We start from the raw sequence: 25006 nt of genomic DNA, 5'->3' as shown, positions 1-25006 counted from the left end.
TAATTATTCAATGATAGCAATAGTGTCGCCTTTAGCCACAGTATCACCTTCTTTAATTTTAAGACTAGTCACTTTACCATCACGAATTGATTTTATTTTGACTTGCATCTTCATAGATTCCAAGACACACACAGTATCATCAGTCTTTACATCATCGCCTTCAGATATTGCAATTGAGACAACTTTGCCAGGAATCTGGCTGTGCAGATTTTGTTTTCCTCTAGAACCACCACTGGTTTCAGAATTTTTATACACAATATCATCAAGGTGATTATTTAGTAAAACAGAGATGGGGATTCCATCTATGTTTAAGGTCATATTAGCAGTTGTAGTTTGTACAAACCGTACATGATGATACTTGTTGTCTAGTAGAATATCCATACCGTCAGAAGTAATTGATTGTATTTGCAAATTGATTTTTCTATCATTAATTTGTAAAATATAATTGCCATTACCAAGATTAGATAATAGTCTACCTGCAAATTCTCCATCTTGTGCATCAATTTTAAAATTCATCAAAGTGGATATCTCCAAGTATCTTGAGCAGATTCAGCAACACGACTCTTTAGGTATTCATTATGAATGATACATGCAGCTAGTGCAGGGGTAATAACATCTTTCACATCATTATTGATATCCTGTTTGAGTCTATTCAGTATATCATGACAATCTAAAAAGTCAGTAGACATGTTGCCAGTTTTAAACTCTTCAGTTTTCAGAATAGTTTTGTATAGTGGTATTGATGTCTCTACACCATCAATACGAAAATCGACAAGTGCTTGCAGCATACGTAATCTAGACTCTTCAAATGTATCTCCCCAACTGCACAATTTTGCCATAAGAGAGTCATAGAATGGAGACACGTTACATCCAGAGTATAGATACGTATCACAACGTATTCCAGGTCCTGATGGAATCTCAACTTTGGGAAGTATACCGGTGGAGGGGGCAAAATCCAAGAATGTGTCTTCGGCATTTATTCTGCACTCCATTGCAAAGCCATTTGGTTTTAATTGATCTTGTGTGAATGGAAGTTTTTCACCATTTGCTATATCGAATTGTAATTTTACTAGATCCAATCCAGATACTAATTCAGTTACCGGATGTTCTACCTGAAGACGTGCGTTTATCTCTATAAAGTAAAACGTGCCATCATCTATACGTAGAAACTCTGCTGTTCCAAGATTCTCATAATTGACAGCTTCGGCAGCCTTTATGGCCAATTGACCTACTTGATTTCGAATTGTCTCATCCACTACTGGCGATGGTGACATTTCAATGAGTTTTTGATTTCTTCGTTGAATAGAGCACTCTCTCTCAAATATATGAACACCATTTCCGTGACTGTCTCGGGCAAGTTGAAATTCAATATGTCTGATATTTTCTAAATATTTTTCAACAAGAATTGCAGATTTTCCAAAAGCAGATATAGATTCATCAGTTACGATTTTAAATTGTTCTAAAAGTTCAGCATCGCTACGAACTAGTCGTATGCCTCTACCACCTCCACCATAAACGGATTTCAATAAAACAGGATATTGTATGTCATTGGCAATTTGCACAGCTTCGTCTGCATCCTTTACAAGATCAAGACTGCCCGGTACTGTAGGAACACCGGCTTTTGCCATTACCGATTTACAGCGCATTTTATCCCCACACAAGGTCATAGAATCAGCACTGGGTCCTACAAATGTGATTTTATTTTTTTCACACATTTTTACAAAATCTGCATTCTCAGAGAGAAAACCATATCCGGGATGCACAGAGTCTGCCCCAGAGGATAAAATTACTTGGATGATTTTTTCCTGATCCAGATAACTTTTAGATGGTATACCAGGTCCTATATGATAAGCCTCTGTTGCATGTTTCACATGAAGTGAGTTTGTGTCCTCATCTGAATATACTGCTACTGTCTTTATTCCCAATGCTTTACATGTTTTAATAACACGCAGAGCAATCTCTCCTCTGTTTGCAATTAGTAACTTTTCAATCATGATTCATCACAAATTGATGTTTCCGTGTTTACGTGGTATCGATTTAATTCGTTTATTCTCAAGCATGGTAAGGGCCTTGATCAACATTGGTCTAGTTTCAGCAGGATCTATAACAGTATCTATAGAACCGTGAGATGCAGCAACGTATGGATTATCAAATTTGTCTGTAAAGTCATCCATTAATTCTTTGAGAAGTTTGGTAGAGTCTTTAGCATTTTTCAAATCTTTTCTATTAATAATTTTGACTGCAGCTTCGGCACCCAATACTGCACATCTTGCAGTAGGCCATGCATAATTTACATCGGTTCTTAGATTTTTACTGGCCATGGCAATATAGGCGCCACCATAAGCTTTCCCAATGACTAGTGTAATCTTTGGAACAGTAGCCTCACAGTATGAAAATAATAATTTACTACCATGACGAATTATTCCACTATGCTCTTGATCAGAGCCGGGCATGTAGCCAGGTGTATCTACAAGAGTAATTATCGGAATGTTGTACGCATCGCAGAATCTAATGAATCTTGATGCTTTATTTGAGGAATTGATATCAAGGGCTCCGGCCAGTACCATAGGTTGATTTGCCACGATACCCACTACCCTACCATTCAATCTGGCAAAACACACTATAATATTTTCAGCAAAATTCTCATGAATTTCAAAGAATTCGTGATTATCCACGATGGATTCTATGATTTTTTTCATATCATAGGGCTCTGTGATAACATCAGGAATCACATTTATCAAGTTATTATCCAGTCTATTCGGATCATCACCGGTCTTTACCACCGAGGGCAACTCGGTATTATTTTGTGGCAAATATGATAGTAATTTTTTGATATAATCCATACAGTCATATTCATTTTCAGCGATAAAATGAGCTACACCACTTTTTGTACTGTGTGTTCGCACGCCACCTAAATCTTGCGCAGAAATTTCTTCTCCTAAAACAGTTTTTACTACATCAGGTCCTGTTACAAACATTGTAGCTAATTTATCCACCATTATTACAAAGTCAGTCATTGCAGGAGAATAAACTGAACCTCCCGCAGACGGACCAATGCTTGCAGTAATTTGTGGAACAATTCCAGATGCAAGTTGATTATGATAAAAGATATCTGCAAAACCATCAAGACTAAGTATACCTTCTTGAATTCGTGCACCACCTGAATCCATTATACCAACTATGGGACAACCAGTACGTATTGCATGACTCATTAATTTAGTAATTTTTTGTGCGCCCGTTTTGCTCAGTGTGCCACCTAGAATAGTAAAGTCATAAGCATAAACAAATACGCGTCTTGTTGCAATTGTACCATAACCGCCTACAACACCGTCACCATAAAATTTCTTTTTTTGCATATCAAACTCATGATAATGATGGGTCGTTAACGAGTTAACCTCTACAAAACTCTCAGAGTCTAAAAGGAGATCAATACGTTCACGAGCTGTGAGTTTGCCTTTATTATGTTGGGCTTTAATTCTGTCATCTCCACCACCTTGTAAAGATTCATTGGATTTTTCAGAGCGTTCTTGAAGTTCTTTAGAATGCACAGTGATTTAACAGAATAATTTATCACATATTAATTATACACGCAGTTTGTCTCGGCCACCTTTGGCGGTTCGAAAGACATTCATTCCTTTATGAAAATTTTGATATAGATTTTCTATTATCTTGAGATCTTCTTTAATACGCTGAACCTCTAAAGAGTCAGAATCTGGAGTTGATGCTAATTTTTTCTGGGTCTCCGCTAGAATTATGTCAAGACCACGTTCATAATTTGATGTACCCTCAAATTCAGGCGTCAAAATATGTTTAGGAGAGTATGTAGGAGTTTGATTACTAGGCGTGGTGACTTTGTGTGCAATTTCGGCAATCTCTTCAGGAGTATACGCTTTGGGCTTTGGAGGCTCTTCGGCTACTTCTACATCTGTGGATTTGGGTTTTTTATCATCAACTTTGGGCTCTGATTTTATATCTTCAGGTTTTGTCTCTTTTGCATCAGGTGTAGAATCTGACATGATATTACGTGAAAATGGTTAAATTTTAACTTTTGAATTATTGTAGTGGTCGTGGTATCTTTTGTATAATATGAGATATAGACACTCTGCCAGGACCTGCTATCATAATGACTAGAGAACTGGCAAGTAGGATTAGATCAAATTCATAGCCCATATCACCAGTAAGTGATGTTACACCTTTTATCATGAATATAGCCCCTAGCATAATTATTGATAATAACGCTCCAGAGAGTCTAGTCAGTACACCAATGAATAATAGTATGCCAGGAATTAGTTCTGCTAGTGCTATTGGAATTTGTAATTCCGGTTGCAGACCCATTCGTGGTAGGACCTCGGCAAAACCCGGTGAGAATTTGGCCATACCATGTATAATGAATATAATACCGATTGATGCTCTCATGCCAAAGAATACAATATCTGTAAGTTTTCCCTGACCTACAAGAGAGTCGCTCATGTAAAGTCGGCGATTTTATTTGAATATATAGTATTAGATTGAGATGTGTTCACTCGAGCTCTAACGGGAAAGATAAATGCCAAAAAAGATCAAATTTAAAATATTACGAGGGTGTTGATTTGTTTAATTATAATTTTTTATACATCCAAATGAGTCTTTGATTAGATTTTTTCGAAGATTTGAAATTAAATTGATTATAGATAGATATGTGATCTAAATCAGTTTGTAATACAATGTATCTACACGCAATTTTTTTTCCAATCATTAATGCTAATCCTGTAATGTATTGTATAATATGAGAACCAATACCCATACTGCGAAACTTCTTATCGACGCCAAATTGTCCTAATAATATAGCAGGATATGTTTTGATATATTCAGCTTCATGTACTATTTCAGAATCATTGAGTTCATTTTTTCGTATAACAGACATAGATAAAGAGAAACATCCCACTAGTGTATTATTGTAATATACAACCCATGTTGAAGCAAGATTATTTTTCTGAAAATTCTGTACCTTTGATGAATGAAAAAAATCATTTACAGATAATGGATTAGATTTATTTGATTCAGTAAGATCTAGTGATTGTAAATTATCAGAATTATTTAATTCCCGAATTTTTAAATCAATTTTGTCAATTTTATTGTGATTCATAAACGAGATTTTTTTTGTACTGCTCTTGATAAAATTCAACGGCTTCTTTTAGAATAGCCTTTTCTTTTGCAGACAATTTTCTTTGATCATATTCTAAGAAATTTTTTAAATCTTCGCCCTCTAAAGTAAATATATCTAGATATGCAGAACACGTCATTACAATGGTATCTATATTTTTATATATATATAGTTACAAGTGAACTCAGCTGAAATATGACAGTTGGGAGAACAAATTGTATGTCTAGTTAATATCAGCAGATAACAATAGAATACAAATTACTAGTATTAAAAATAATTAATTTTATTATATTTCATCGACAGCATTTTTCTTGCACTGTTCTTGATAAAAAGCATCCGCTTCCTTTAACATATTTTTTTCTTCAGTGGATAATTCTCTTTTATCATATTCTAAGAAATTTTTCAAATCTTCACCCTCCAAAGTAAAGACATCTGGATATGCAGAACGAGCCATTGCAATAGTATCTGCATTTTTATATATAAAGGTTTCAAGGAAAAAAACAATCACTTTACTTGTTTTAGAAATTTATTTTGAACTTTGATACGATAATTATCATACGAATCTTTATCAAGACATGTCTTACATATGCACATTTGAGACACTAATTCTAAATCGCAATCATCTGCATATTCACATTTTGGACATCCTGCCGGTTCACCACATACAGTACACGGAAAATTTTTAATTTTTGCACAATCCAGATGCTTTACACCAAGTTCCTTTGCCCACATACCAAGCTCCCCTACAGCAATTTCTTTATTACATACAGTACACACGCCTGCAAATTTCATAGGTATTTTACGCCAGCTCATCCTTCTCAGCTCCTTGTTTATGATTTCTGCATATTCTTCATCTAGATCAAGTTGAATGATTTCATTTTTGATATTATACATAATATATGGCATATACAAAGTAGCAAATACACTAGTAGATACATGGAATTTTGGTGCAAGATACGCAAACAATTTTCTCACACTAGCTGCCCTCCATCGTAATTTACTCAGTAGGCTCCATGATAAATTATACTTGGAGTATGATATTGAAAGATTTGGGATGTACATCTTTAATAATATATTATCAAGATAACGCAATAGCCTCCACTCTTGATGTCTCATTATTCTTCCATACAGTACATCGGCATCAGACAAGGCACCAAGGATTATTTTCAACTGCTCAGAGGACAGTGACGATGTCATGATAACACTAGAGTAAAATGCAGAGATTTTTGTTCGTGGATCGGTCTTGATTAGTGATAATATATCACGTGCATCAGAGAGTGTTTTGGCTTTGAAGAATAATTCTACTCCTTGCTCGATACCAAGACTGTCAGAGGACTTTGTCATGTCGGGAGAGAATCCAGTCTTGAATGTTTGTGCTATATTGAGTAGTGAGCGAATATCACCTCGTGATTTGGTTATAGTGCGAATAGTTGTACCGGGGCCAAGAGAGACACCCTCAGATTTCAACACGTGTGAGAGATACACTTGGAGAAGACGTGGCGGAATGGGTTTGAAAGTTATAGTCTGTACAACTTTATTCAAATTCTTCATTTTATCTGAATCATTAAAATTTGCAGCGAGAATTATTCTCACAGTCGGCTCTTTGAGAATTTTTATCAACTCCTCGACTCCACCAAAATTGGATTTGCCATGAATTCCATCAACCTCATCAATGAATATCAGCGGAGTTCCCATGATGGTATTCCCATCCATGACAGGGTCTAGTAATTCACGAATACCTGCCTTATTCCTAATGTCACTAGCGTTCATTCCAATGATATCATAGTCAAACTCTTGTGCAAGCAGTTGAGATATGGTTGTCTTGCCAATACCGGGAGGGCCAACTAAAAGTAGTGGTTTAATTCCAGGGTGCCAAGTGGTAGCCCATTTCAATACACCGGCCCGTGCTTTTTCATTTCCTACCATGTCAGATATGAGACGTGGTCTAAACTTATCAGACCACATCAATTCAGACACCAGCTAGTTTTGCATCAAAGGTATCCCACATGTTACTTTTTTGTAATTTGTTATACCAATATCTATTATAATGCTCAACAGTTAGGAACAGAAAATCAAGAAATGGAGTGTGTGTAAAATCATCTGGGAGCAGTTCCAATGCAAGACGGGCCTCATCAAGATATGTCATACTATGATTAATGGTGGATTGAAAACCTTGTTTCACACTGTTTGAGCAACGTGTATAGTATAATGGCCACGATGGTATCTTTACATATCCATTTTTTATGGAATCCTCAATCTCATTACCACAGCCTACACATTCAGATGCTCGTGCCATTCCAAGATAGAATATTTCACCAAGACTGGTATTGTCAAGTGCCATATTTCTTCCAGCTGTGCCCATAACTGCTCTGTATTTTTTATATGACAAATTCATGTCCTCAAGTGTTAGCCATTTCTTTGATTTCAACTCTACATCAATATTCTGTCCCAATCTTGCATCGACAAATCCATCTTCAAATGATTCCAATACTGTCTGTCCTCCTCGGGCAATTTTCTCTCTTGCTATTTTTAGAATGTATGGATTTAACAATTTATAGTCATCAAGATAGTCTAGATCTTCATCTTTATCGACTATTCTATCCATAGGCTCACTCAGATCAATTGCAATAATGTGTCCGTCTACCATATCCTGACGCAGTGATTTATCAGTGGAGTCATTGGATGCTGCATCAAATAAGGCATTGAATATTGGAAATGTCATCTTTACAAAATTCGAGTCTAATATGCGCAACACTCTATCTTTTAAAATGTTAACATCTTCCAACTTTGACTTTATAATAGGAATTTCAGAGTCTTCCAACATGAATACAGAGTCACCTACCTCTTTGGCAAATTCTTGTTGGGTAGATTTTGGATTATTGTCAGACTTTATCTGAGATAATAAATCGTTGGTAAATCGTTGGGCGAAATCTGGAAAATTATTTTCTGCCTCTTCCTTGTATTGTTTAAATAATTTATAGCCCTTTGATTTTATTAGCCCTTGCTTTAGAATTTGTTTACCAGGTTTGGTACTGAGTAGTGCATTCTTACTAACTACAGATTGATCCTTACCACTCATAGATATAGATAGAATTGTTATTAGTGTATTTATGTATTGAAATTATTATTCTCAAATCATTCCATCATGATGAATTTAAATTACGAAATTATATCAGGGGAGTAATGGAGATTATAGAGATTCTCAAGAATGCATCACAACTAGTATATCAGAATGTAAAAGGAATAGCAGGCACGACAAATGCAGGTGGCGATTTCGGCATTGGTGCAGGCGGAGACGTGTCTAGAAATATCGACATGATTGCAGAGAAGACAGTAATTGATTATGTGAAGAGTAGTGGTTTTAGTTGTAGAATATTGGGTGAGGAGTGCGGTGAGATACAGATAGGTGATGAGCCGCAGGGCAGCATAATCATGGATGCAATAGACGGCTCCACCAATGCTGTACGCGGAGTTCCATTCTTTTGTTGTTCACTTGCATTTGCACGCGGTGATCATATCAGTGATGTTACAGATGGAGTTGTAACGGATTTGGTCAGAGGTGATACCTATTGGGCATCACGCAACAAGGGGGCATACAAGAATGATGATAGAATTCATGTTGGAAATACTGAACAGTTGTATCGAGTAATTCTATTAAACATATCCGGTTCCACAACAGAGGATTCTAAAAAATTACAGCCATTATTTGAGAATACTTATACACGTCACTTTGGAGCAAATGCATTAGAGATGGCTCTGTTGGCCTGTGGTGTTGCAGATGGATTTGTAGACTTGAGGGGAAAAATTAGAGTTCATGATTTAGCCGCAGGATTTATAATTCTAAAAGAGGCGGGGGGAATAATTCATGATACAAATCAAAAGTCCCTAGATGGAGTAATAAATTACTCTACTCGAATATCATTCATTGCAGCGGCAAACGATGATATCATGAAAGAAATCATACAATACATCAGTTAATTCCAGAAAGATGGGTCACATCCTGTGGGAAAAATTGCCCAATTGACCAATCCAGACCAACACGAATTTTCTTCTCCATAGTAGGAAGGGTAGACAGATAGTAGTGTTTCCACAAAAACCAAGCAATCAGTCCTCTAAACTCATGACCTAGTAGAATGGCAACACCATCTCTGCCTCCGAGTTTGGCCATAGTCCCCTTTGTATCATAAATGAATTTGGATAAAGAATCAGATTTCTCGATTATGCCAATGATATTGTCAGATACGGTTTTAGCCTCTCTTATTGCATGTTGTGCAGTTGGAGGATATGGAGTGTTGTTACGTGAATCAATGATCATTGCACAGTCACCCAAGGCAAACACATTCTTATTTTTTGGCAGTCTGAGGTAATCATCTACAATTAACCTACCATTCTTGTGGTGTTCAGTATCAAGATTACTTATTGTAGAGTTCATGGCGTTACCACCTGCCCAGATCAATGTCTTGCACGGTATTATAGTACCATCACTTAGTGTAGCAGAGTTTTCATCAGCATCTGTAAGTTTGGTTTTTGTGTAAATTTTCACACCGGCTTTCTCTAATGTTTTTTTCGCATAAATTCCAAGATTTCCAATTTCTGGAAGAATACCGTCATTGGCAGATATCAATACTACTTTGATGTAATCATAATTGATATTTCTATAATATTTTTTTACAACTTCACGTACGAAATGATTTAATTCGCCTACCATCTCTACACCAGAGAAACCACCGCCGACCACAACAAATGTCGTTAAATGTTTTTGAACCTCTTTATCACTTTCTTGATCTGCCTTTTCTAAATTTGATATTATATGATTTCGAATGAATAATGCATCAGATAGTGTCTTTATTGTCAATGCGTGTTTTTTTACATTTTGACTCCAAAATTTTGTCTCACTACCCATAGCAACTACCAAATAATCAAAATTAATGGTATTAATCTTACCGTCATTGGTCTTTGCGGTAATCATTTTATCATTCAGTGATATGTCACTCACTGATGCCTGATAGAATCTGGCCCTCTTGCAAAAATTTCTCAGCGGTGTTGCGATATGTCTTGGCTCGATTATTCCAGTTGCCATCTCTGGTAGCATTGGAGTATGTAGGAAAAAATTAGTTTCACTAATCATACTGATATGTATCTGCGGGTTGTGATCAAATTTGTTTTGTAGATGATTTAATACTCCGACACCAGCATAGCCGCCACCTAGAATTACAATATTTGTGGTAAATGAGTTTGAATCGTGTATATTTTGCATATGAATAAGGTATACGTCTAATCGTGAAAATTCAATGTCGCATTCTTGGCATCGGTAATTTGCACCAAATTTCGTTGTAAGGATGGATGCTGTGTAACCTAAAACTGCTCCCCAAATAAGATGAATGATTAGTGTAGTTAGAATTTGCTCAACAGTAATTTGAGCAGACATGACATCTGCAGTTAAATTCATAGAGATGATGTTTGGAATTAATAGAAACTGATACACAGGTATGGTGAATACTACTTCAACTATGATACCGGCAAGTAAACCAAATATGATTCCATTTCGTAATCGAGAGATGTCTAGCAATTTAGTTAGATATAGTATGAGACCGACAACTGTACCAATCGCTATTGCAACCAAAAGATGAATTATAATACCGACTGTTTGAATAGTAGAGCCGACAACACTAGCAGCTGCAAGCCAAAATGTATCGCTACTCCCCTGAAGAATACTTAGAGTACTAGGTGGAATAACCATAATTGTCGCTCCAATGATTGAGCCAATTACAATAAAGAATACTTCTTTGCGTAATGAAAAATTAACTATTGATGTAGTGGTATGATTTGTGGATTTCATACAATTTAGTAATCATTGGGATTTAAAAATATAGATTATCAGTTTGTGTATAAGATCATTGGTATCATAATTTAATAAAATAATGGCGCCCTCGGCGGGATTTGAACACGCGTCTCAGCCGTGACAGGGCCGAATTCTAGACCGGGCTATACTACAAGGGCTTAATTTCATAATTTGTGGTTATTATTTTAAAGCTTGCGAACGAATTAGGGTGAAAAATTGTGATTTGTAAAGTGATTATTGATGTAAAGTGAAGTGTTGTGAAATATGATCTATAAACGCCTAAATTATACAAATAGAAAAAATGTTGTTATGGGTCTATAGCGCAGCCAGGTAGCGGACCGGCCTTTTAAGCCGGCTGTCGAGGGTCCGAATCCCTCTAGACCCGCTATATTTGATTCTGTAAGATCTTGGAGTGTTATTCATAGAACCATAGAGAAGAGATAGTTGAAAATCCGATAATGTTACAAAATCTAAATTAGAAAATCACCTTGTCTGACAAAATATAATTTCATCAAAATAATAATTTTTGATCGCATTTTACAAATATTAATAGGTATAAAACGTATATAATCAGATGGCAGTAGTTGGCAAAAAACAAACAGCAAGAACAAGTTCGAAAAATAACCTAAATAATTTAACAGGTAAAGAGTGGTTGTATTTTTTATGTTCTGTTTTTGCCACTAGCTATTCAACTAAGGGTGTAAATGGGTTTTCGCATGAATTGAGAAAAGCACATCCATCTCCCAAACCTCCAATATTATTAAAAGAAATTATTGAATTTTTTACAAAAAAAAATCAATGGGTTCTAAATCCATTTATGGGAGTTGGTGGCACTTTGTTGGGATGTTCACTAGCAAATAGAAAAGCAGTAGGAATAGATCTTGAATCTAAATATATACAAATTTATAAAAAAGTTTGTAAAAAAGAACAGGTTACGCAACAATTTACTCATTCTGGAGATGCACGTAATTTAACAAATATTTTACAAAAATTAAAGAAAAAGCAATCAAAAATTCCTAAACAATTTGATCTAATTGTTACTGATCCCCCATACTCAAATATGATGATAAAAAAACGCTCTATTGGATTAAAAAATGGAAAATCACAAACACCATTTTCATCTTCAAAAAAAGATATTGGAAATTTATCATATAATGAATTCCTTGATGAATTAAAAATCATAATTTTAGAATCTTTAAAATACTTGAAAGATAAGAAATATCTAATCTTATTCACAAAAGATATGCAACCAAAAAAAACACATCATAATTTACTACATGCAGATATTGTAATGAAACTATCTGAAATTGAGAATCTAAGTTTTCGGGGATATAAAATTTGGTTTGATAAAACACAAAATCTTTATCCATTAGGGTATCCCTATACTTTCGTGGCAAATCAATTTCATCAATTCATATTAGTTTTTAGGAAAGAACCACAATGAGATATATTGGTAATAAAACAGAGTTACTAGATTTTATTGAAAAACCATTGATTGATAATAATATAACAAATGGCGTATTTTGTGATATTTTTGCAGGAACCACAAATGTTTCTAAATATTTTAAAAAGAAAAACTATAATATAATATCAAACGATAATATGAGTTATTCTTACGTTTTCCAGAAAACTTACGTCGAAAACAATCTTCTAACATTAAAATTTTCAAATTTAAGTGATCAAATTTCTAATCCATCATTGCCAAAAATAATAAAATATTTGAATGAATTACATGGTATTGAAGGTTTTATTTTCAAAAATTTTTCAAAAAATCATTTAAATGAATCTATATGGCAGCGAAATTATTTTTCTGTGACTAATGCTAAAAGAATTGATGCTCTAAGAGAAAAAATTGAAGAATGGGAAGAAAAGGGGTGTCTGACAGAAATTGAATATTATGTTCTGTTATGTGCAATAATTGAAAGAATACCATATGTGTCTAACATATCTGGAACATATGGTGCTTTTCTAAAAATTAACAATCCTAGAATGTTTAAACCTTTTACAATCGAGGTTCCAAAATTAATAGTTAATAATTCTACAAACGTATGTTATAATGAAGATTCCAATAATTTAATAAAGAACATTGAAATGGATATTTTGTATATTGATCCACCATATAATCATAGGCAGTACCCAGCAAACTACCATATTTGGGAAAGCGTGAGTGTATGGGATAAAACGATCACAAATACAAAAACAGGATTACGAGATTATGAAAAGCAAAAGTCATTATTTTGTTCTAAGACAAAATGTGCTCAAACATTTGAAAATCTCATCAAAAATGCTAAATCTAAATATATTTTATTTCAGCTATAATTCAGAGGGAATTATGTCATTGGACACTATAAAAAATATTCTTTCGTCTAGAGGTAAAATTAAGCATTATAGAAAAGAATACAGGCGATACAAAAGTCATTCAAATACTAAAGTAAATAATAATCTTGAGGAATGGCTCTTCTTTGTTAAAACTTATGATTGAAAACATTGTTTGAACCAGTCTGGGCAGTCTTTTGAAAACATAAAAGTACCATCAGTTTTTAATTGGAGTAGAATGGAATTATCATCTAATTCTTTCTGTGATAATTCATTACCATGACAAATCACTCTTCTTTCATAACTATGTCCTTCATATTTGGAACAATAAATGTTTTCTACATCGTCAAAATCAGATAGCTGATCAACTCCACTTCTTTTTTTAAATACATTGCTAGATTTTTCTGCTTCGATAACGTATAAAATTTGTTCAGTTTTATCCATAAATATTAAATCTGGTTTAGATGTTTTTTTCTTTATGGATTCTAATGTCCCATCTGGAAATTCAAAATAGCCTTGTTCACTGCCAGCATGATTATCATAAATTACTTTACAGTTGTTGTAATCCAATATATTATGAACAAGTATACTTACTATTTTTTCGTTGCATTTACTGTACTCCCAATATTCTTCTTTGATGCTAATACAATCAATGGTTAATCCATCTAGTTCTATACCTAATGGAGTAGCTAATTTTATGAACTTACTGCTCTTGTTTCTAACCATATCTTGTGTTAGACCATGGTTTTTTACTATGATTTTAGTTATATCTGGTGATGTAATTTTTACTAATTTTGCTAATGCTGTAACTGCACCAATATTTGGATCATGTCCTAACTTTTTAGATTTTTCAAGTTTTGCAGTTATGGAAACGGTGGTATTATTTTGTTTGAACAATTGTATTGGTACATTGTCTTTTCTTTTTGTAGAAATTTTATTTTTTGAGTTCATTAAATCATTTAGACTATCAAATTTGGCATATTGTTCTATATTTTCTAAACCTAGAATATTTATATCTAAAGTTTTCATTGAACGCACACCAAAAACAAAAGTATTTGGAATTGTGTCATATTTTTGTCGTATATTGTATAACATAATTTTTTTAGATTTTTCCATGATGGGAAATGAATCAACAAACACAAATTTTGAAAGCCTTTGATATACAGATACATTTCGTGATTCTGCAGGAGTTGTTTTGGTTTCTTCAATTACATATATTGGACGATCGTCATTGTTTGGTTCTACTGCTTTTTTAAAAACCAGATAATCTACAAAGCTTCCTTGTTTTGCTTGGATGAGTTTTATTATAATACAACAAGATATTCCCACTATGGAATACTTGAATTGGAATTTACAATTTTCTATAACTGGTTTAATCTTTAAATTCTCAAATTTGTCTTTTATGTATTTCTCTTTTAATAATTCTTTTAGGATTATCGCTACAACTTTATTCTTTGGTTTTTCTTCAGTGAGTATCCAAATTATATCCATGCTATAATTATATATCTGAATTTTTAGAATATTGTATCCAAAGTTTGACAACAAAGTGCAAGATTTAAACACATGTTGTTTGTAATTTGTGTCGAGGATCAAATAATGCAACTTGAAAAAATTGGAAAGATGCTAAGTAATTCTAATAGAATAAAAATAATTAAAATTGTTGGAGAAAATAGGACGACGACCGCGTTCGACTGTTATAACACTTTTAGAGGGAAATATGATTCTAAAATAAGAAGAGAAACTATTTATCGTGAACTTGAGCGCCTGCACGAATCTGATATCCTCATAAAAAAATATGATTTGAATGATAAGAAGTTGATTTACTCACTCAAATTTAAAAAATTTTCATTGGATTTTATTAATATGAAAATTAAATTTCTGCAATAATTAAAATTCAATAATTTTCAAATTATAGGAGATATTTTATGTTGTATTATGCATAGAAAACATTCAGATGTTTGTTCTACTGTTATTTCCAAATAAATATCCTATAATGCCAGATATAGTTATATAAATTATTGTTTCAAAAATTCTAATATTGGAAGGAACAAATTCTATTGCTTGTAAAATTACCATAATAAATGAACCACCACAAATCAAAAACACAAATGCCATAAGATATTTTTGAAAAACAGTTACTTGTACTGCACGTCTATTTTTTATAATCTCACACGCCCCATCCTATCATGCGCTTACATCTAGGACAAGCTGATGTATATTTTTTAATTACTAGGTTACAATATGGACAACGATAAATTTCTGTACCTGGATCAAATATTGCTTTTAGCAAAACTGCCCCCAAAATTAATGCCCCTATTGCAGCAACCCATGACATATATTTTTTAGTTTATCAATTTATTATAAGTTTGATCTTATTGGAGTATGTGTTCAGATCCAATGTCTAACAATTCAAAATTTCTCAATATTTACGTACAACATTTTAGGGAACATGAATAGATACTTGGAGAATGATTCGGTGATTAGCAATTTGAGTGTTAATACATAATAGCATTCTATGCTAGTTTAACTTGAGTAATTATATCGGTTCTGTAACATTTTGGGGTGCTATTCATAGAACCACAGAGAAGAAACAGTTGAAACACCTGATAATGTTACAAAATCTCATTTGTGTTTATTGTTATATAGATGCCGTAAATTAATAATAGCTTTGTCTATATCATTTTCTGTAAAAATTGTAAATTTAAGCTCTGCCATATTATAATAACGTCCAACATTAGATACATCTATTACAAATGAAGATGGTTTTAGTATTTTATCATTTATTTTAATATGATATGCTAAGTAAATTTTATTTTTCAGCGCCATGATTCCACAGAAACCAATTCTCTTATCATCTTCTGAAATAATAGTGAAAGATCCATACACTTTTGTCATATTGAATTGTATGTAGTTAAATGATGATAAAATTCTTTCTTTAAGTTTGTTCCAGAGATCTGTAATTTCTTTTCCCTCAAGATAATCATCTTCAAAAGTGTCATCCAATTCATTCGTCGAAGTTCTGTTTGGTTCCTCAGGACATTTCCATATTTTAATAGAGTCCTCTATCAAATTTTTTGTGCGTTCACTAATAGATGTCCGATTCCAGTTTTCATAATTACATAATGATTTAGTAATTTTAAGATGACTCTTCTCATATTCTTTTTTCTTTTCAGCAAATATAATATTACCAATTTTTTGATTATGACCTGTAAGTGTAAGGTTTCCAATTGTGTGAAGATATTTTTCATGAGTGTCTTTCCAGGTATTTCCCAAATAACGTTCCCATTCTTCAGTGAGCGTTTGTGGCATAATATGTTCAATTTGAAGTGACTCAGAATCAACAATTTCATTATTACCCTCATGTTCAAGTCGAAAAAGTATATATCTACACAATGTTATATTGGAATATAATTGGACGCGTTCTAATTTTTCTCGAAATGTAGAATCTCTAGGGAACTCTCTAGCTAGTGATCTATTAATCATAATCGTCTTTTCTATGCTTTTCACATAATCTGTTTCTATAATTTTATTTAATAACTCAGGAAATCGTTTATTGGCACCTTTTGAAAGAGTATTACAAACAAAACCTCGAACAAGATAACTATCAACTAGTGACAAGATAGATACTACGTCATTAAACGAAATTTTTTCATCAGCATGATCTACTAAAACTTTGAGTAACAATGAATGTGCTACATTGGTTCCTTGGTCACGTATATTAGCAATATATTTTTCGAGTGTATCAGAATCATTATTTCCATAGATTATCATAGCATAATATTTTGAATATTTATAAATATTTTTTATTTCAATATCCATAATTAAATCTTTTGTATACTCTTTAAATTCATCATACGTATTTTTTTTTGAGATTAATAATTTTTTCTGAACCATCAAATAATTTCTTATAAACTCATCAAAATCGTCATCGTTTCCACTAAATAACATTTCCATTGGTCTCCAAAATTCTTTGTAAATTTTTTTTTGTTTTTTTGTATCATATCTCATTAAAACATAATTCCTTATGAGATCAGTGGTTGAAAAATCTAATCCTGTGGAATTCAAACCTTCAAAAATTTCTTGTGGCTTATCACCACCATTTTTATCTATCACTATACTTACAATATTCAGATTATGAATTCCATTCCAAACTGTATCTAGAATTCCAGTATTGTTTGAAAATTGTTGTCTGAAAAACTCAAAATTAGTAGTAATATTATTAGAGTATTTTATTTTATCATTATTTAGTATACTCTTGAATGTTTCATCATCATTGTCCGTTAAAACTAATTTATAGTATTCTTCAGTATTTTCGTGATTTCTATTAAACAATAACGAATCAATTTTTTGAGATGTGATATCTGTTTTAGTTTTATCGAGAAAATCTTTCATGGCTGCTAACAATAGCATTAATGTGGTTAGACGTTGTTGACCATCAATAATCTGATATGGGGTAATTTCTACCGATGCATGTTCTGCACTGCCAACATATGCTACAGAACCCATAAAATGTGACCCCTTGTCAGCTTTTCCTATTTTTAAAATATCATCAAACATACGTTTGCATTGTTTGTGAGTCCAATTGTATGTTCGTTGATAGATTGGAATAGAAAATTGGCAACCACTATCTATAAGTTCATGAAATTTTTTATTATCTGCATCCATAATTAATAATACAATTAAAGGTTTATAAATTAGTCAAACGTAATGGGTAGTTATGATATATGAGATAGAGGATCCACTCCAAAATATATCACGTTTAGAAATATAAGAAGATGTTATTATGATCGAATCAGAAACCATTTCAAAAAATAAATTTAGTTGATATAAAACACCGCATAACGGCACAAAGTATTATAGTAATTCTAAGTGTAGTTGTAGAAGGACTGATACAATTGAATTCTACAGCTTTAATTTTTTAAATATACCGGAAAATTATGAATCAGGATTAATTCTTACTGTACCAGCTCTAGCTTTTTTCATTTCAAAATTATTTGAGCATAAAAAAAAATTCAATAAAAAATCAAAGGAAATAGCATTATCAAGCATTACAAGTGTTCCCTCATCTATCATAATTACAAATTTTTTGCTGTTGCCATTGATCAATACCATTAATCCTTACAATTCTTTGTTAATCACTACCACTGTAATTATTGTTTTCATAGTAGATACGGCTGTGTCTAAATGTCTTTCATATAAAAAAATAATGGAGTGGTTTAGTAAGCACCCGATAAATCTCTACCATCAATTGTAGACCAGAACCCACTGTGAGTCCGAGCCGAAGTTATATTGTAATCAGCTAGACCTACTATATTTTAATAAATATTCTTTCATCTAACAGTACATAGGTAAGAGATTTAAATGAAACTCTATACGTATCCAAATTTTAGAGAGGGTAAAAATAAAAACTTAAGATTTAAAAATGTCTACATAAATTTATTACATATTATTGATGAGAGAAATATCTGTGTTTTCCACATATTAGTCATATTGGCTATCTGAATAACCAAGAAAATGTTGGATAAATTTTATTGCCATTAATTGTAAATAATGATTGTCGATGTAATAGATTAATTGCGTCTTCTTTGGTAAATTTTTTTGTATCTACAAGTTTTTGGATAAACATATCTTTTTTTATCGGTTTTAGAGATTTATGAAAATATGATAATAGAGATTCAAAATCATGTGTTATAGGAATATTTTTATCATGCATAATTTTTTTTATTTTGGCTAGTGATGCTATATTTTTCATAACTTCGTGTGGTATGACACTTTCACATAATAATTTTTCAAGTATATACTCTTGTTCCATGCTCATGATACGAGGAATGACATCTACATAATGTACTAAATCCTCAAGATTCTTGTTAATTTTGGTCTGAATGACAATAATATCATTACATGAAGGATTCTTTGTTTGATTTTGTAATTTATTTGAAATATTTTTTTGTAGTTTGTCTCTTAAAGATTTAATTTCTTTTTGTAGTTTGTCTTTTAAAGATTTAATTTCTTTATTAAGATCTTGTGATTTATTAACATACTGTTGGATTTCATCGATTTCGTATATTGAATATTCGTTAATATCGTGAAGGTAATAATCTTCAGATTCGCTTATGTCAGATTCATTCTTGTTTTCTATCAAACGCCCATATGCTCGTTGTAGATTTGCTTGAATACTTGTTAGGCTGTTATAAAGAATCTCTTTGGAATCATTTTGATGATTTGGAATAATTGGTTTAATTTTAGCAACTATATCATTAATTTTCCTAATAATATCATGTAAATGTGAATCATAATTCTCTGCACCTACAATATAGTAGTGATTACTTTTGCCCCTATTGACGCATTTGACTAATCCCAGATTAAGTAATGTTGTAATCTCCTTATCTACTGTGGCATGCGCTTTTGTATTTTTATTTTTAAGCGCATCTCTTATTTGGCTCTGGTTTATACCCGGTAATTTTAAAATTAAATGTATTATGAAATCTTGACGATCAATTGATGAATTTGTTCGTGTCAATGTACATAAAATTTAATGGTCAAATATAGGTCATTTGTATTATAGATTTAAATTAACACAGTTTGAACAAGGTGAAAGTTTAGTAGGCGGTTTATAGAATTGGCCTATAATCTATATTCAAAAATTAGTAGGCAATTCCTCAATTGGTTTTAATAAAATGAAATTCATATAAAATTATGACTAATACCAACATTAGCATTGGTGGTTATGGTGGAACTGGGGACCAAGATGACCTAGACAACCATTCCGACCAATGTAATCCAAACAATGACGAATATGATGGTTATCAAGATTGATAACCACATTTCTTTTTTTTTTTTTTTTTTGATTATTGTTTTTTATAAAATAACAACACATTACGACTTTGTTTATAAATAGACACAATCACAGTGTTTTCACGTAAATTCAGGGCATAAAAATTACAAATTTATTACAAGTTCAATAGAATTCATCGTATAATCTCTTGACCTTAGTTTCTAATGATTTAAAGGATTGAGTATTCATCAATTATCCATCCAATCAAGCAACCTAGTTTTTGATTTATTTATTATTAACTTATAATCTTTTGAAGTCTCAACTTTGGGTGCAATAGTCGTATAATCAAGATAATGATAGGAAGTTTTATTTATTTTATTTTTAATTTCCTCTGAAATATTTTTTTCAATATCAAGAATTGAGAGTAGATATCCTAATCGTTTTAAAACAACATCAATTTTTATCTGTTCTGCCATTTTAACAACTATTCCCCAATCAAGTTCTTCACGTGCATTCCACATAGCCTTGAGAACCTCTACTAATCCTCCACAATATTCAGGATGTGTTAGACCATCTATGATTGTCTTTTCTTTAGAAGAGATATTGAAATAGTTATCTTTGTATATTTTCTCTTGTACAAAACCAAAAAATTTCTTTTCAGATAATGTTATGAATTTATAATTTTGATAGCCAAATTCTAAATCTTGTTTTCTTTTAGTGGTTGCAACGAAAACAGTTTGAGGGATTTGTTCAGTCATATTCCAATAATCCATAGCAGTGTAAAATCCAATATAATAAACATCAATAAGATTTGGTAATAGTATTTGAAAATATTCAGACCAATTCCCCTCTACACCAGCTTTGGCAGGAATTAACAGATATTTGCCACGTTCGATTCGATGTATTCTTCTCTTTTGTACCAATCTATACAAAACATGCCACACAGAAGATGATGAGGTTTTTAGGATATCCTTTGCATCATTAATGGTAAATGATGATAATTCTTTCTCTTCCAAAGTGAGTAATAGTTTCAGTTCTAAATTAATATTTTGTGTCATGATACTTCCTTAAAAGGGAAGTATCGCTACATAAAATATAAATTTTATACTCAATACCAACGATTCCCAACGTGCTTTTATCCTGCTCCGAGATAATAGATCTCTCTGAGATTATCATACAGTATGTCTAATCAGAAACTAGCTAGACAATAGGTAGAATGATTCAGTATCTAATGAAACTGAGATATATTTATCATTGAATATGGATTAAATAATATCATATATGTTTGAAATGTCTTTATCCAAAATCATTTCAAGTATACTAGTAATAATTCTAATTTATACAATCACGACTCAACCAGTATTAGCAGAGTATCAAACAGAAACTATTGTGAATGATTTAAAAGCTCCGTGGTCAGTAGTCTTTACCCCGGATGACAGAATAATAATTTCTGAGAGAGGAGGAAATTTAATAATAATCAATCAATCCCGAACCAGTATAATTAAAATACCTGTACTCGGATTTCCATTCACAACAGAAGGAGGTCTGTTGGGAATAACATCTAGTCCAACATTCCAACAAAATAATTACATCTATATCTACATGACGTATCAAGAAATATTTGACATCAAAAACAAAGTAACAAGATACACCCTCATCAATGATACCATATCAGATGAACAAACAATCATTGATGATATACCAGGGTCAGCCGTACACAACGGAGGACGAATAAAATTCGGACCTGATGGAAAATTATACATCACTACTGGAGATGCACAAAAGCCACAATTATCTCAAGACATAAACTCACTGGCAGGGAAAATTCTACGAATAAATCCTGATGGAACCATACCACAGGACAACCCATTTACAAACTCTCCAGTATACTCGTATGGTCACAGAAATCCTCAAGGGTTAGACTGGAATCATAACGGTACACTACTAATTACAGAGCACGGACCGTCTGGAGAATTTGGCAAAAGAGCACATGATGAGATAAATGTCATACATGCAGGACAGGATTATGGCTGGCCTAGTATATTCACAGACGAATTTGATGATACCATACGTCCAGTATTAGATACCAAAGATGAGACATGGGCACCATCAGGGGCAGTGTTTTACACCTCTGAAAATATAGAATCCTTGAGTGGTAAATTTATTGTTGCAACACTATACGGCAAGCACTTGAGAGTGATAGATGTTGATACTAGTGGGGTAGTAAAATCAAGTATACCAATATTGAATGAGTTCGGCAGATTACGTGATGCTACTATTGGACCAGATGGGGATTTGTACATATTGACAAGTAACAGAGACTCGCGTGGTACTCCACAAGAAGGAGATGACAAACTATTGAGAATTACTCAAGGGGTAGAATTGGACAAATGCAGAGGTGATTGTATTCAGATGCTAAGACTTGGTGGTGAGGAGGTTTGTGTGTTTTTATTACATGTTCAAGTTTTAGAAAATAGAGGATGGATACAAACCTCAGAATAAAATTGAGTATGATAAATTACAAAGTATAATTATACATGTTGAAGAAAGTAATTTACAAGACAGATTTCTCTTTTGTACTAGGCTAGATATTTTTCCCAAATGTTGTCTTTCTTATTATTCCATAATTTTGCAACTGATAATTCAGAATATCGTAAGAGATCATCAAAATCATTCATCATGTGTTTTTTTATGGTTGTAAGCTTTTTGAATCAAGATTTTTTCGTTTTTCGCAGTAAGGATTAATTTATCTCCTTTTTTAATGCCAAGTAGTTTTTGAATTTCTCTAGGTATTGTGATTTGACCTTTTTCTGATACGTAAACTATTTTTAACATAGATTTACTCATTCATAAAATAAGAAGTTTCTTGCCTATAAACAGATAACTTTATGATTCTGTTGCATCTTCGAGTGCCACTCACCAAGCACATTCTCCTACAAATTCAAAATCTATCGAGACAGAAACAACAACAAGATGGTAAGATTTAATGCTGAAATTAGAGATAGTGAAAAAATGTTTCGTGGTCTTAAGAAAATAAATACACCCGTTTTAGAGGGAATGAAAGTGTATTACAATTTCACAAAAAAGCATAGTGCATTGAATGGTATGACACCCGCAGAAGTTGCAGGAATTAAAATCACAGAGAAAAACAAATGAAAAATCATGATTCAGAATTCAGATGTTGGGAAATGAAATCTATCTATTCTATCGTGTTAGGTTTTATGTGCTCAATCAAATGTTTGATGACTAATACTCTAATCTCAGGATCAGATGGTATTTTATCATACCGTGTTGTCTTGTCTGATACTTTAAAATCATTCCAAACTTTTTCAAATTGTTGTTTGGTAATCGAAACTTCCCCATCAACAGAAGTTGTAAATACTACTTCATCTTCTGACACAAATTTATAATAACACAGAAAGTCATTACCAGATTCCGTAGGATGTCCAGTTATTTTATTACTTGATTTAAAATCATAAGCAGTGGGTTTACCATTAAATGTATCGACTTGTACTGGTTCACCATTCGTATCTTTTTTTAATTTATACCAATATTTTTCAAAATTCATAACTTCCCAACATTATCATATTATTTACATTTTGTGAACGGGTCTCGCTATCTTAACAGTACCAGATCGAGATATCTTTATTAATATTGTTTACGTTTAGATCCTGAAGATGTAACAGAACCTAGTATTGTGGCAAAAGATCGTTTGAGGAAAAAAGATAATTATTGAAGGTCGTAACAAGTGGAGGACTGATACAAAATGTAAGTTTGCATGATTATAGTATTATTTAATTTTTGGGGCAAAATTTTTAATAAAATCATTCATTGCTTTGTTACACTGCTCCTGATCCTTGTCCTCAGAATCAGAATCCAATTGCACAATATTACAATTACTACATTTGTCAGTATCCATACAGATTTTGTTACATTTGCTACAATATTTTATATCTGGTACTAACGTAAAATCGGATACAACAAGTCGTTCAACATTAAACATACTCAAATAACGAAACATTTTACTATGATCTATAACAAAATCAGCAAGATGTTCTTTATCAGGTATATCCTCAAAACTAATCCATTTCTTATTGGTTTCATCCCAATTAGAATAAAAACATAATAATTTCAATTTGTGAAAATTACGAGCATAGATATCTAATTTCTTGAATAAATTCGCATAATGTGATGACGTTTGTTGATCATAGGTAATAGCAGTATTTTTCAATCCCTTAATTGTTTGCTCATATTCATCACGAGTCAAAGATTGCTGTGATAATAATTGCTCGGTAAAGTATTTTGTTTTCCCTTTATGACTATGCAAATTATTATCCCAGTAATCTTTTGTAATGTCTTTTTTCTCAAAATGAAACTTACATAGCTGTGCACATTTAGATGATTCTTCAAAAGATAAACATGCTAATGAAATCGCTGACTGATATTCACAATTTTTACGCAATATGTCACTATGATCCATTAAAGATTTTGCATATTTTGAACTATGTCTAATACCATCCCATATCTCTCTATGGAAAATATGAATTTTAGAACCATCAGACATGATTAAATTTAAAAAGTCAATATATTTAAAATTACACATGACGTTTTTAGAAGTAACCTATATTTTATAGCATATTTATCAGAATCATTAATAGCACCCGAAGATGCAACAGAACCAACTCTATGACTGTAAGGTGACTGATGATTTACACAATGTATCCGTATTAAATTACCTATGACAAGAGATAGAGTAAACGAGTAAACATACATTCTTCAAATATTTATATTTTGTTCACATTCTAACGAAGTTTTGTATTTTCATATAAATGACTTCGTTGTTATGCCATATTTTTGATATGATGTCAGGTCCACCAAAATTTCATGTGTAAATAATGGAAAAGTATACGTTGCGAGTCATTAGACATGA

At 32.3% G+C, this 25006-nt stretch carries 25 protein-coding genes and 2 tRNA genes; 6 read left to right on the top strand and 21 right to left on the bottom strand.

What is annotated here, in order from left to right:
- Positions 1–3: 3 nt before the first annotated feature.
- The 10 genes from R1F52_04590 to R1F52_04545 all read right to left on the bottom strand — a co-directional run bounded on the left by R1F52_04590 (position 4) and on the right by R1F52_04545 (position 8222).
- Positions 4–516, bottom strand: coding sequence for an acetyl-CoA carboxylase biotin carboxyl carrier protein subunit (locus R1F52_04590; GenBank protein ID WOV93867.1), 513 nt, complete (start codon positions 514–516; stop codon positions 4–6).
- Positions 516–1994, bottom strand: coding sequence for a biotin carboxylase N-terminal domain-containing protein (locus tag R1F52_04585; GenBank protein WOV92402.1), 1479 nt, complete (start codon positions 1992–1994; stop codon positions 516–518). Before R1F52_04585 ends, R1F52_04590 begins: the two co-directional genes overlap by 1 nt.
- 6 nt (positions 1995–2000) lie before the next feature.
- Positions 2001–3548, bottom strand: a complete 1548-nt coding sequence (locus R1F52_04580; GenBank protein ID WOV92401.1) for an acyl-CoA carboxylase subunit beta — start codon at positions 3546–3548, stop codon at positions 2001–2003.
- Positions 3549–3581: 33 nt separating this feature from the next.
- Positions 3582–4016 carry a hypothetical protein gene (locus R1F52_04575; GenBank protein ID WOV92400.1) on the bottom strand — a complete coding sequence of 145 codons (435 nt, stop codon included), beginning with the start codon at positions 4014–4016 and terminating at the stop codon, positions 3582–3584.
- Positions 4017–4053: 37 nt separating this feature from the next.
- On the bottom strand, positions 4054–4470 hold the full coding sequence (locus R1F52_04570; GenBank protein ID WOV92399.1) for a DoxX family protein: 417 nt from the start codon (positions 4468–4470) through the stop codon (positions 4054–4056).
- Positions 4471–4597: 127 nt separating this feature from the next.
- The gene (locus tag R1F52_04565) at positions 4598–5125 is read right to left on the bottom strand and encodes a GNAT family N-acetyltransferase (GenBank protein WOV92398.1); all 528 of its coding nucleotides are present in this window, start codon (positions 5123–5125) and stop codon (positions 4598–4600) included.
- Positions 5112–5282 carry a hypothetical protein gene (locus R1F52_04560; protein WOV92397.1) on the bottom strand — a complete coding sequence of 57 codons (171 nt, stop codon included), beginning with the start codon at positions 5280–5282 and terminating at the stop codon, positions 5112–5114. Before R1F52_04560 ends, R1F52_04565 begins: the two co-directional genes overlap by 14 nt.
- 147 nt (positions 5283–5429) lie before the next feature.
- A complete protein-coding gene (locus tag R1F52_04555; protein WOV92396.1) occupies positions 5430–5597 on the bottom strand; it encodes a hypothetical protein in 168 nt (55 codons plus the stop codon).
- A gap of 50 nt (positions 5598–5647) precedes the next feature.
- Positions 5648–7108 (bottom strand): AAA family ATPase, encoded by a 1461-nt coding sequence (locus tag R1F52_04550; protein ID WOV92395.1) that lies wholly within the window; start codon positions 7106–7108, stop codon positions 5648–5650.
- A gap of 4 nt (positions 7109–7112) precedes the next feature.
- Positions 7113–8222: a hypothetical protein gene (locus R1F52_04545; protein WOV92394.1), complete on the bottom strand. Its 1110-nt coding sequence runs from the start codon at positions 8220–8222 to the stop codon at positions 7113–7115.
- A gap of 104 nt (positions 8223–8326) precedes the next feature.
- On the opposite strand from R1F52_04545, the gene R1F52_04540 reads away from it, so the two are divergent.
- Positions 8327–9121: an inositol monophosphatase family protein gene (locus tag R1F52_04540; protein WOV92393.1), complete on the top strand. Its 795-nt coding sequence runs from the start codon at positions 8327–8329 to the stop codon at positions 9119–9121.
- Here R1F52_04540 and R1F52_04535 read toward each other — a convergent pair.
- Both R1F52_04535 and R1F52_04530 read right to left on the bottom strand, forming a co-directional pair.
- A complete protein-coding gene (locus R1F52_04535; GenBank protein WOV92392.1) occupies positions 9114–10982 on the bottom strand; it encodes an FAD-dependent oxidoreductase in 1869 nt (622 codons plus the stop codon). The two genes, R1F52_04540 and R1F52_04535, sit on opposite strands and share 8 nt — an antisense overlap.
- A gap of 83 nt (positions 10983–11065) precedes the next feature.
- Positions 11066–11143, bottom strand: a tRNA-Asp gene (locus R1F52_04530).
- 153 nt (positions 11144–11296) lie between these two features.
- On the opposite strand from R1F52_04530, the gene R1F52_04525 reads away from it, so the two are divergent.
- The 3 genes from R1F52_04525 (at position 11297) to R1F52_04515 (ending at position 13304) form a co-directional block, all read left to right on the top strand.
- Positions 11297–11370, top strand: a tRNA-Lys gene (locus R1F52_04525).
- 189 nt (positions 11371–11559) lie between these two features.
- On the top strand, positions 11560–12429 hold the full coding sequence (locus tag R1F52_04520) for a DNA methyltransferase (GenBank protein WOV92391.1): 870 nt from the start codon (positions 11560–11562) through the stop codon (positions 12427–12429).
- Complete coding sequence (locus R1F52_04515; protein ID WOV92390.1) at positions 12426–13304, top strand: DNA adenine methylase; 879 nt, start codon at positions 12426–12428, stop codon at positions 13302–13304. Before R1F52_04520 ends, R1F52_04515 begins: the two co-directional genes overlap by 4 nt.
- Positions 13305–13457: 153 nt before the next feature.
- Here R1F52_04515 and R1F52_04510 read toward each other — a convergent pair whose 3' ends face one another.
- The 6 genes from R1F52_04510 to R1F52_04485 form a co-directional block, all read right to left on the bottom strand.
- A complete protein-coding gene (locus R1F52_04510) occupies positions 13458–14792 on the bottom strand; it encodes a hypothetical protein (GenBank protein WOV92389.1) in 1335 nt (444 codons plus the stop codon).
- A gap of 676 nt (positions 14793–15468) precedes the next feature.
- Entirely contained in the window at positions 15469–15636 is a 168-nt protein-coding gene (locus R1F52_04505) for a hypothetical protein (protein ID WOV92388.1), read from the bottom strand.
- 287 nt (positions 15637–15923) lie between these two features.
- Positions 15924–17966 carry a DUF262 domain-containing HNH endonuclease family protein gene (locus R1F52_04500; GenBank protein WOV92387.1) on the bottom strand — a complete coding sequence of 681 codons (2043 nt, stop codon included), beginning with the start codon at positions 17964–17966 and terminating at the stop codon, positions 15924–15926.
- A 270-nt stretch (positions 17967–18236) separates the two neighbouring features.
- Positions 18237–18407 carry a hypothetical protein gene (locus tag R1F52_04495; GenBank protein WOV92386.1) on the bottom strand — a complete coding sequence of 57 codons (171 nt, stop codon included), beginning with the start codon at positions 18405–18407 and terminating at the stop codon, positions 18237–18239.
- Positions 18408–18795: 388 nt separating this feature from the next.
- Positions 18796–19821 (bottom strand): hypothetical protein, encoded by a 1026-nt coding sequence (locus tag R1F52_04490; GenBank protein WOV92385.1) that lies wholly within the window; start codon positions 19819–19821, stop codon positions 18796–18798.
- Positions 19822–20324: 503 nt separating this feature from the next.
- Positions 20325–21134: a type IV toxin-antitoxin system AbiEi family antitoxin gene (locus R1F52_04485; protein ID WOV92384.1), complete on the bottom strand. Its 810-nt coding sequence runs from the start codon at positions 21132–21134 to the stop codon at positions 20325–20327.
- A gap of 232 nt (positions 21135–21366) precedes the next feature.
- Between R1F52_04485 and R1F52_04480 the strand changes: the two genes are divergently transcribed.
- Positions 21367–22578, top strand: a complete 1212-nt coding sequence (locus tag R1F52_04480) for a PQQ-dependent sugar dehydrogenase (GenBank protein ID WOV92383.1) — start codon at positions 21367–21369, stop codon at positions 22576–22578.
- Positions 22579–22746: 168 nt separating this feature from the next.
- Here R1F52_04480 and R1F52_04475 read toward each other — a convergent pair whose 3' ends face one another.
- A complete protein-coding gene (locus tag R1F52_04475; GenBank protein ID WOV92382.1) occupies positions 22747–22923 on the bottom strand; it encodes an AbrB/MazE/SpoVT family DNA-binding domain-containing protein in 177 nt (58 codons plus the stop codon).
- Positions 22924–23088: 165 nt separating this feature from the next.
- On the opposite strand from R1F52_04475, the gene R1F52_04470 reads away from it, so the two are divergent.
- Positions 23089–23232: a hypothetical protein gene (locus R1F52_04470; GenBank protein ID WOV92381.1), complete on the top strand. Its 144-nt coding sequence runs from the start codon at positions 23089–23091 to the stop codon at positions 23230–23232.
- 43 nt (positions 23233–23275) lie between these two features.
- On the opposite strand, the gene R1F52_04465 is transcribed toward R1F52_04470, so the two are convergent.
- Positions 23276–23644, bottom strand: a complete 369-nt coding sequence (locus tag R1F52_04465) for a hypothetical protein (GenBank protein ID WOV92380.1) — start codon at positions 23642–23644, stop codon at positions 23276–23278.
- A 222-nt stretch (positions 23645–23866) separates the two neighbouring features.
- Positions 23867–24640, bottom strand: a complete 774-nt coding sequence (locus R1F52_04460) for an AbiV family abortive infection protein (protein ID WOV92379.1) — start codon at positions 24638–24640, stop codon at positions 23867–23869.
- Between the last annotated feature and the right edge of the window lie 366 nt (positions 24641–25006).

The sequence above is a fragment of the Nitrosopumilaceae archaeon AB1(1) genome (genome assembly GCA_033471095.1).
Lineage (GTDB): Archaea > Thermoproteota > Nitrososphaeria > Nitrososphaerales > Nitrosopumilaceae > Nitrosoabyssus > Nitrosoabyssus spongiisocia.
This window is presented reverse-complemented; position numbering and strand designations above follow the sequence as displayed.

Excerpts from the sequence above, each read along its gene's own strand:
- R1F52_04590 (WOV93867.1), bottom strand. The coding sequence starts at position 516 with ATGAATTTTAAAATTGATGCACAAGATGGAGAATTTGCAGGTAGACTA.
- R1F52_04585 (WOV92402.1), bottom strand. The coding sequence starts at position 1,994 with ATGATTGAAAAGTTACTAATTGCAAACAGAGGAGAGATTGCTCTGCGT.
- R1F52_04575 (WOV92400.1), bottom strand. The coding sequence starts at position 4,016 with ATGTCAGATTCTACACCTGATGCAAAAGAGACAAAACCTGAAGATATA.
- R1F52_04570 (WOV92399.1), bottom strand. The coding sequence starts at position 4,470 with ATGAGCGACTCTCTTGTAGGTCAGGGAAAACTTACAGATATTGTATTC.
- R1F52_04565 (WOV92398.1), bottom strand. The coding sequence starts at position 5,125 with ATGAATCACAATAAAATTGACAAAATTGATTTAAAAATTCGGGAATTA.
- R1F52_04560 (WOV92397.1), bottom strand. The coding sequence starts at position 5,282 with ATGACGTGTTCTGCATATCTAGATATATTTACTTTAGAGGGCGAAGAT.
- R1F52_04555 (WOV92396.1), bottom strand. The coding sequence starts at position 5,597 with ATGGCTCGTTCTGCATATCCAGATGTCTTTACTTTGGAGGGTGAAGAT.
- R1F52_04550 (WOV92395.1), bottom strand. The coding sequence starts at position 7,108 with ATGTGGTCTGATAAGTTTAGACCACGTCTCATATCTGACATGGTAGGA.
- R1F52_04545 (WOV92394.1), bottom strand. The coding sequence starts at position 8,222 with ATGAGTGGTAAGGATCAATCTGTAGTTAGTAAGAATGCACTACTCAGT.
- R1F52_04540 (WOV92393.1), top strand. The coding sequence starts at position 8,327 with ATGGAGATTATAGAGATTCTCAAGAATGCATCACAACTAGTATATCAG.
- R1F52_04535 (WOV92392.1), bottom strand. The coding sequence starts at position 10,982 with ATGAAATCCACAAATCATACCACTACATCAATAGTTAATTTTTCATTA.
- R1F52_04520 (WOV92391.1), top strand. The coding sequence starts at position 11,560 with ATGGCAGTAGTTGGCAAAAAACAAACAGCAAGAACAAGTTCGAAAAAT.
- R1F52_04515 (WOV92390.1), top strand. The coding sequence starts at position 12,426 with ATGAGATATATTGGTAATAAAACAGAGTTACTAGATTTTATTGAAAAA.
- R1F52_04510 (WOV92389.1), bottom strand. The coding sequence starts at position 14,792 with ATGGATATAATTTGGATACTCACTGAAGAAAAACCAAAGAATAAAGTT.
- R1F52_04505 (WOV92388.1), bottom strand. The coding sequence starts at position 15,636 with ATGTCATGGGTTGCTGCAATAGGGGCATTAATTTTGGGGGCAGTTTTG.
- R1F52_04500 (WOV92387.1), bottom strand. The coding sequence starts at position 17,966 with ATGGATGCAGATAATAAAAAATTTCATGAACTTATAGATAGTGGTTGC.
- R1F52_04485 (WOV92384.1), bottom strand. The coding sequence starts at position 21,134 with ATGACACAAAATATTAATTTAGAACTGAAACTATTACTCACTTTGGAA.
- R1F52_04480 (WOV92383.1), top strand. The coding sequence starts at position 21,367 with ATGTCTTTATCCAAAATCATTTCAAGTATACTAGTAATAATTCTAATT.
- R1F52_04475 (WOV92382.1), bottom strand. The coding sequence starts at position 22,923 with ATGAGTAAATCTATGTTAAAAATAGTTTACGTATCAGAAAAAGGTCAA.
- R1F52_04470 (WOV92381.1), top strand. The coding sequence starts at position 23,089 with ATGTTTCGTGGTCTTAAGAAAATAAATACACCCGTTTTAGAGGGAATG.
- R1F52_04465 (WOV92380.1), bottom strand. The coding sequence starts at position 23,644 with ATGAATTTTGAAAAATATTGGTATAAATTAAAAAAAGATACGAATGGT.
- R1F52_04460 (WOV92379.1), bottom strand. The coding sequence starts at position 24,640 with ATGTCTGATGGTTCTAAAATTCATATTTTCCATAGAGAGATATGGGAT.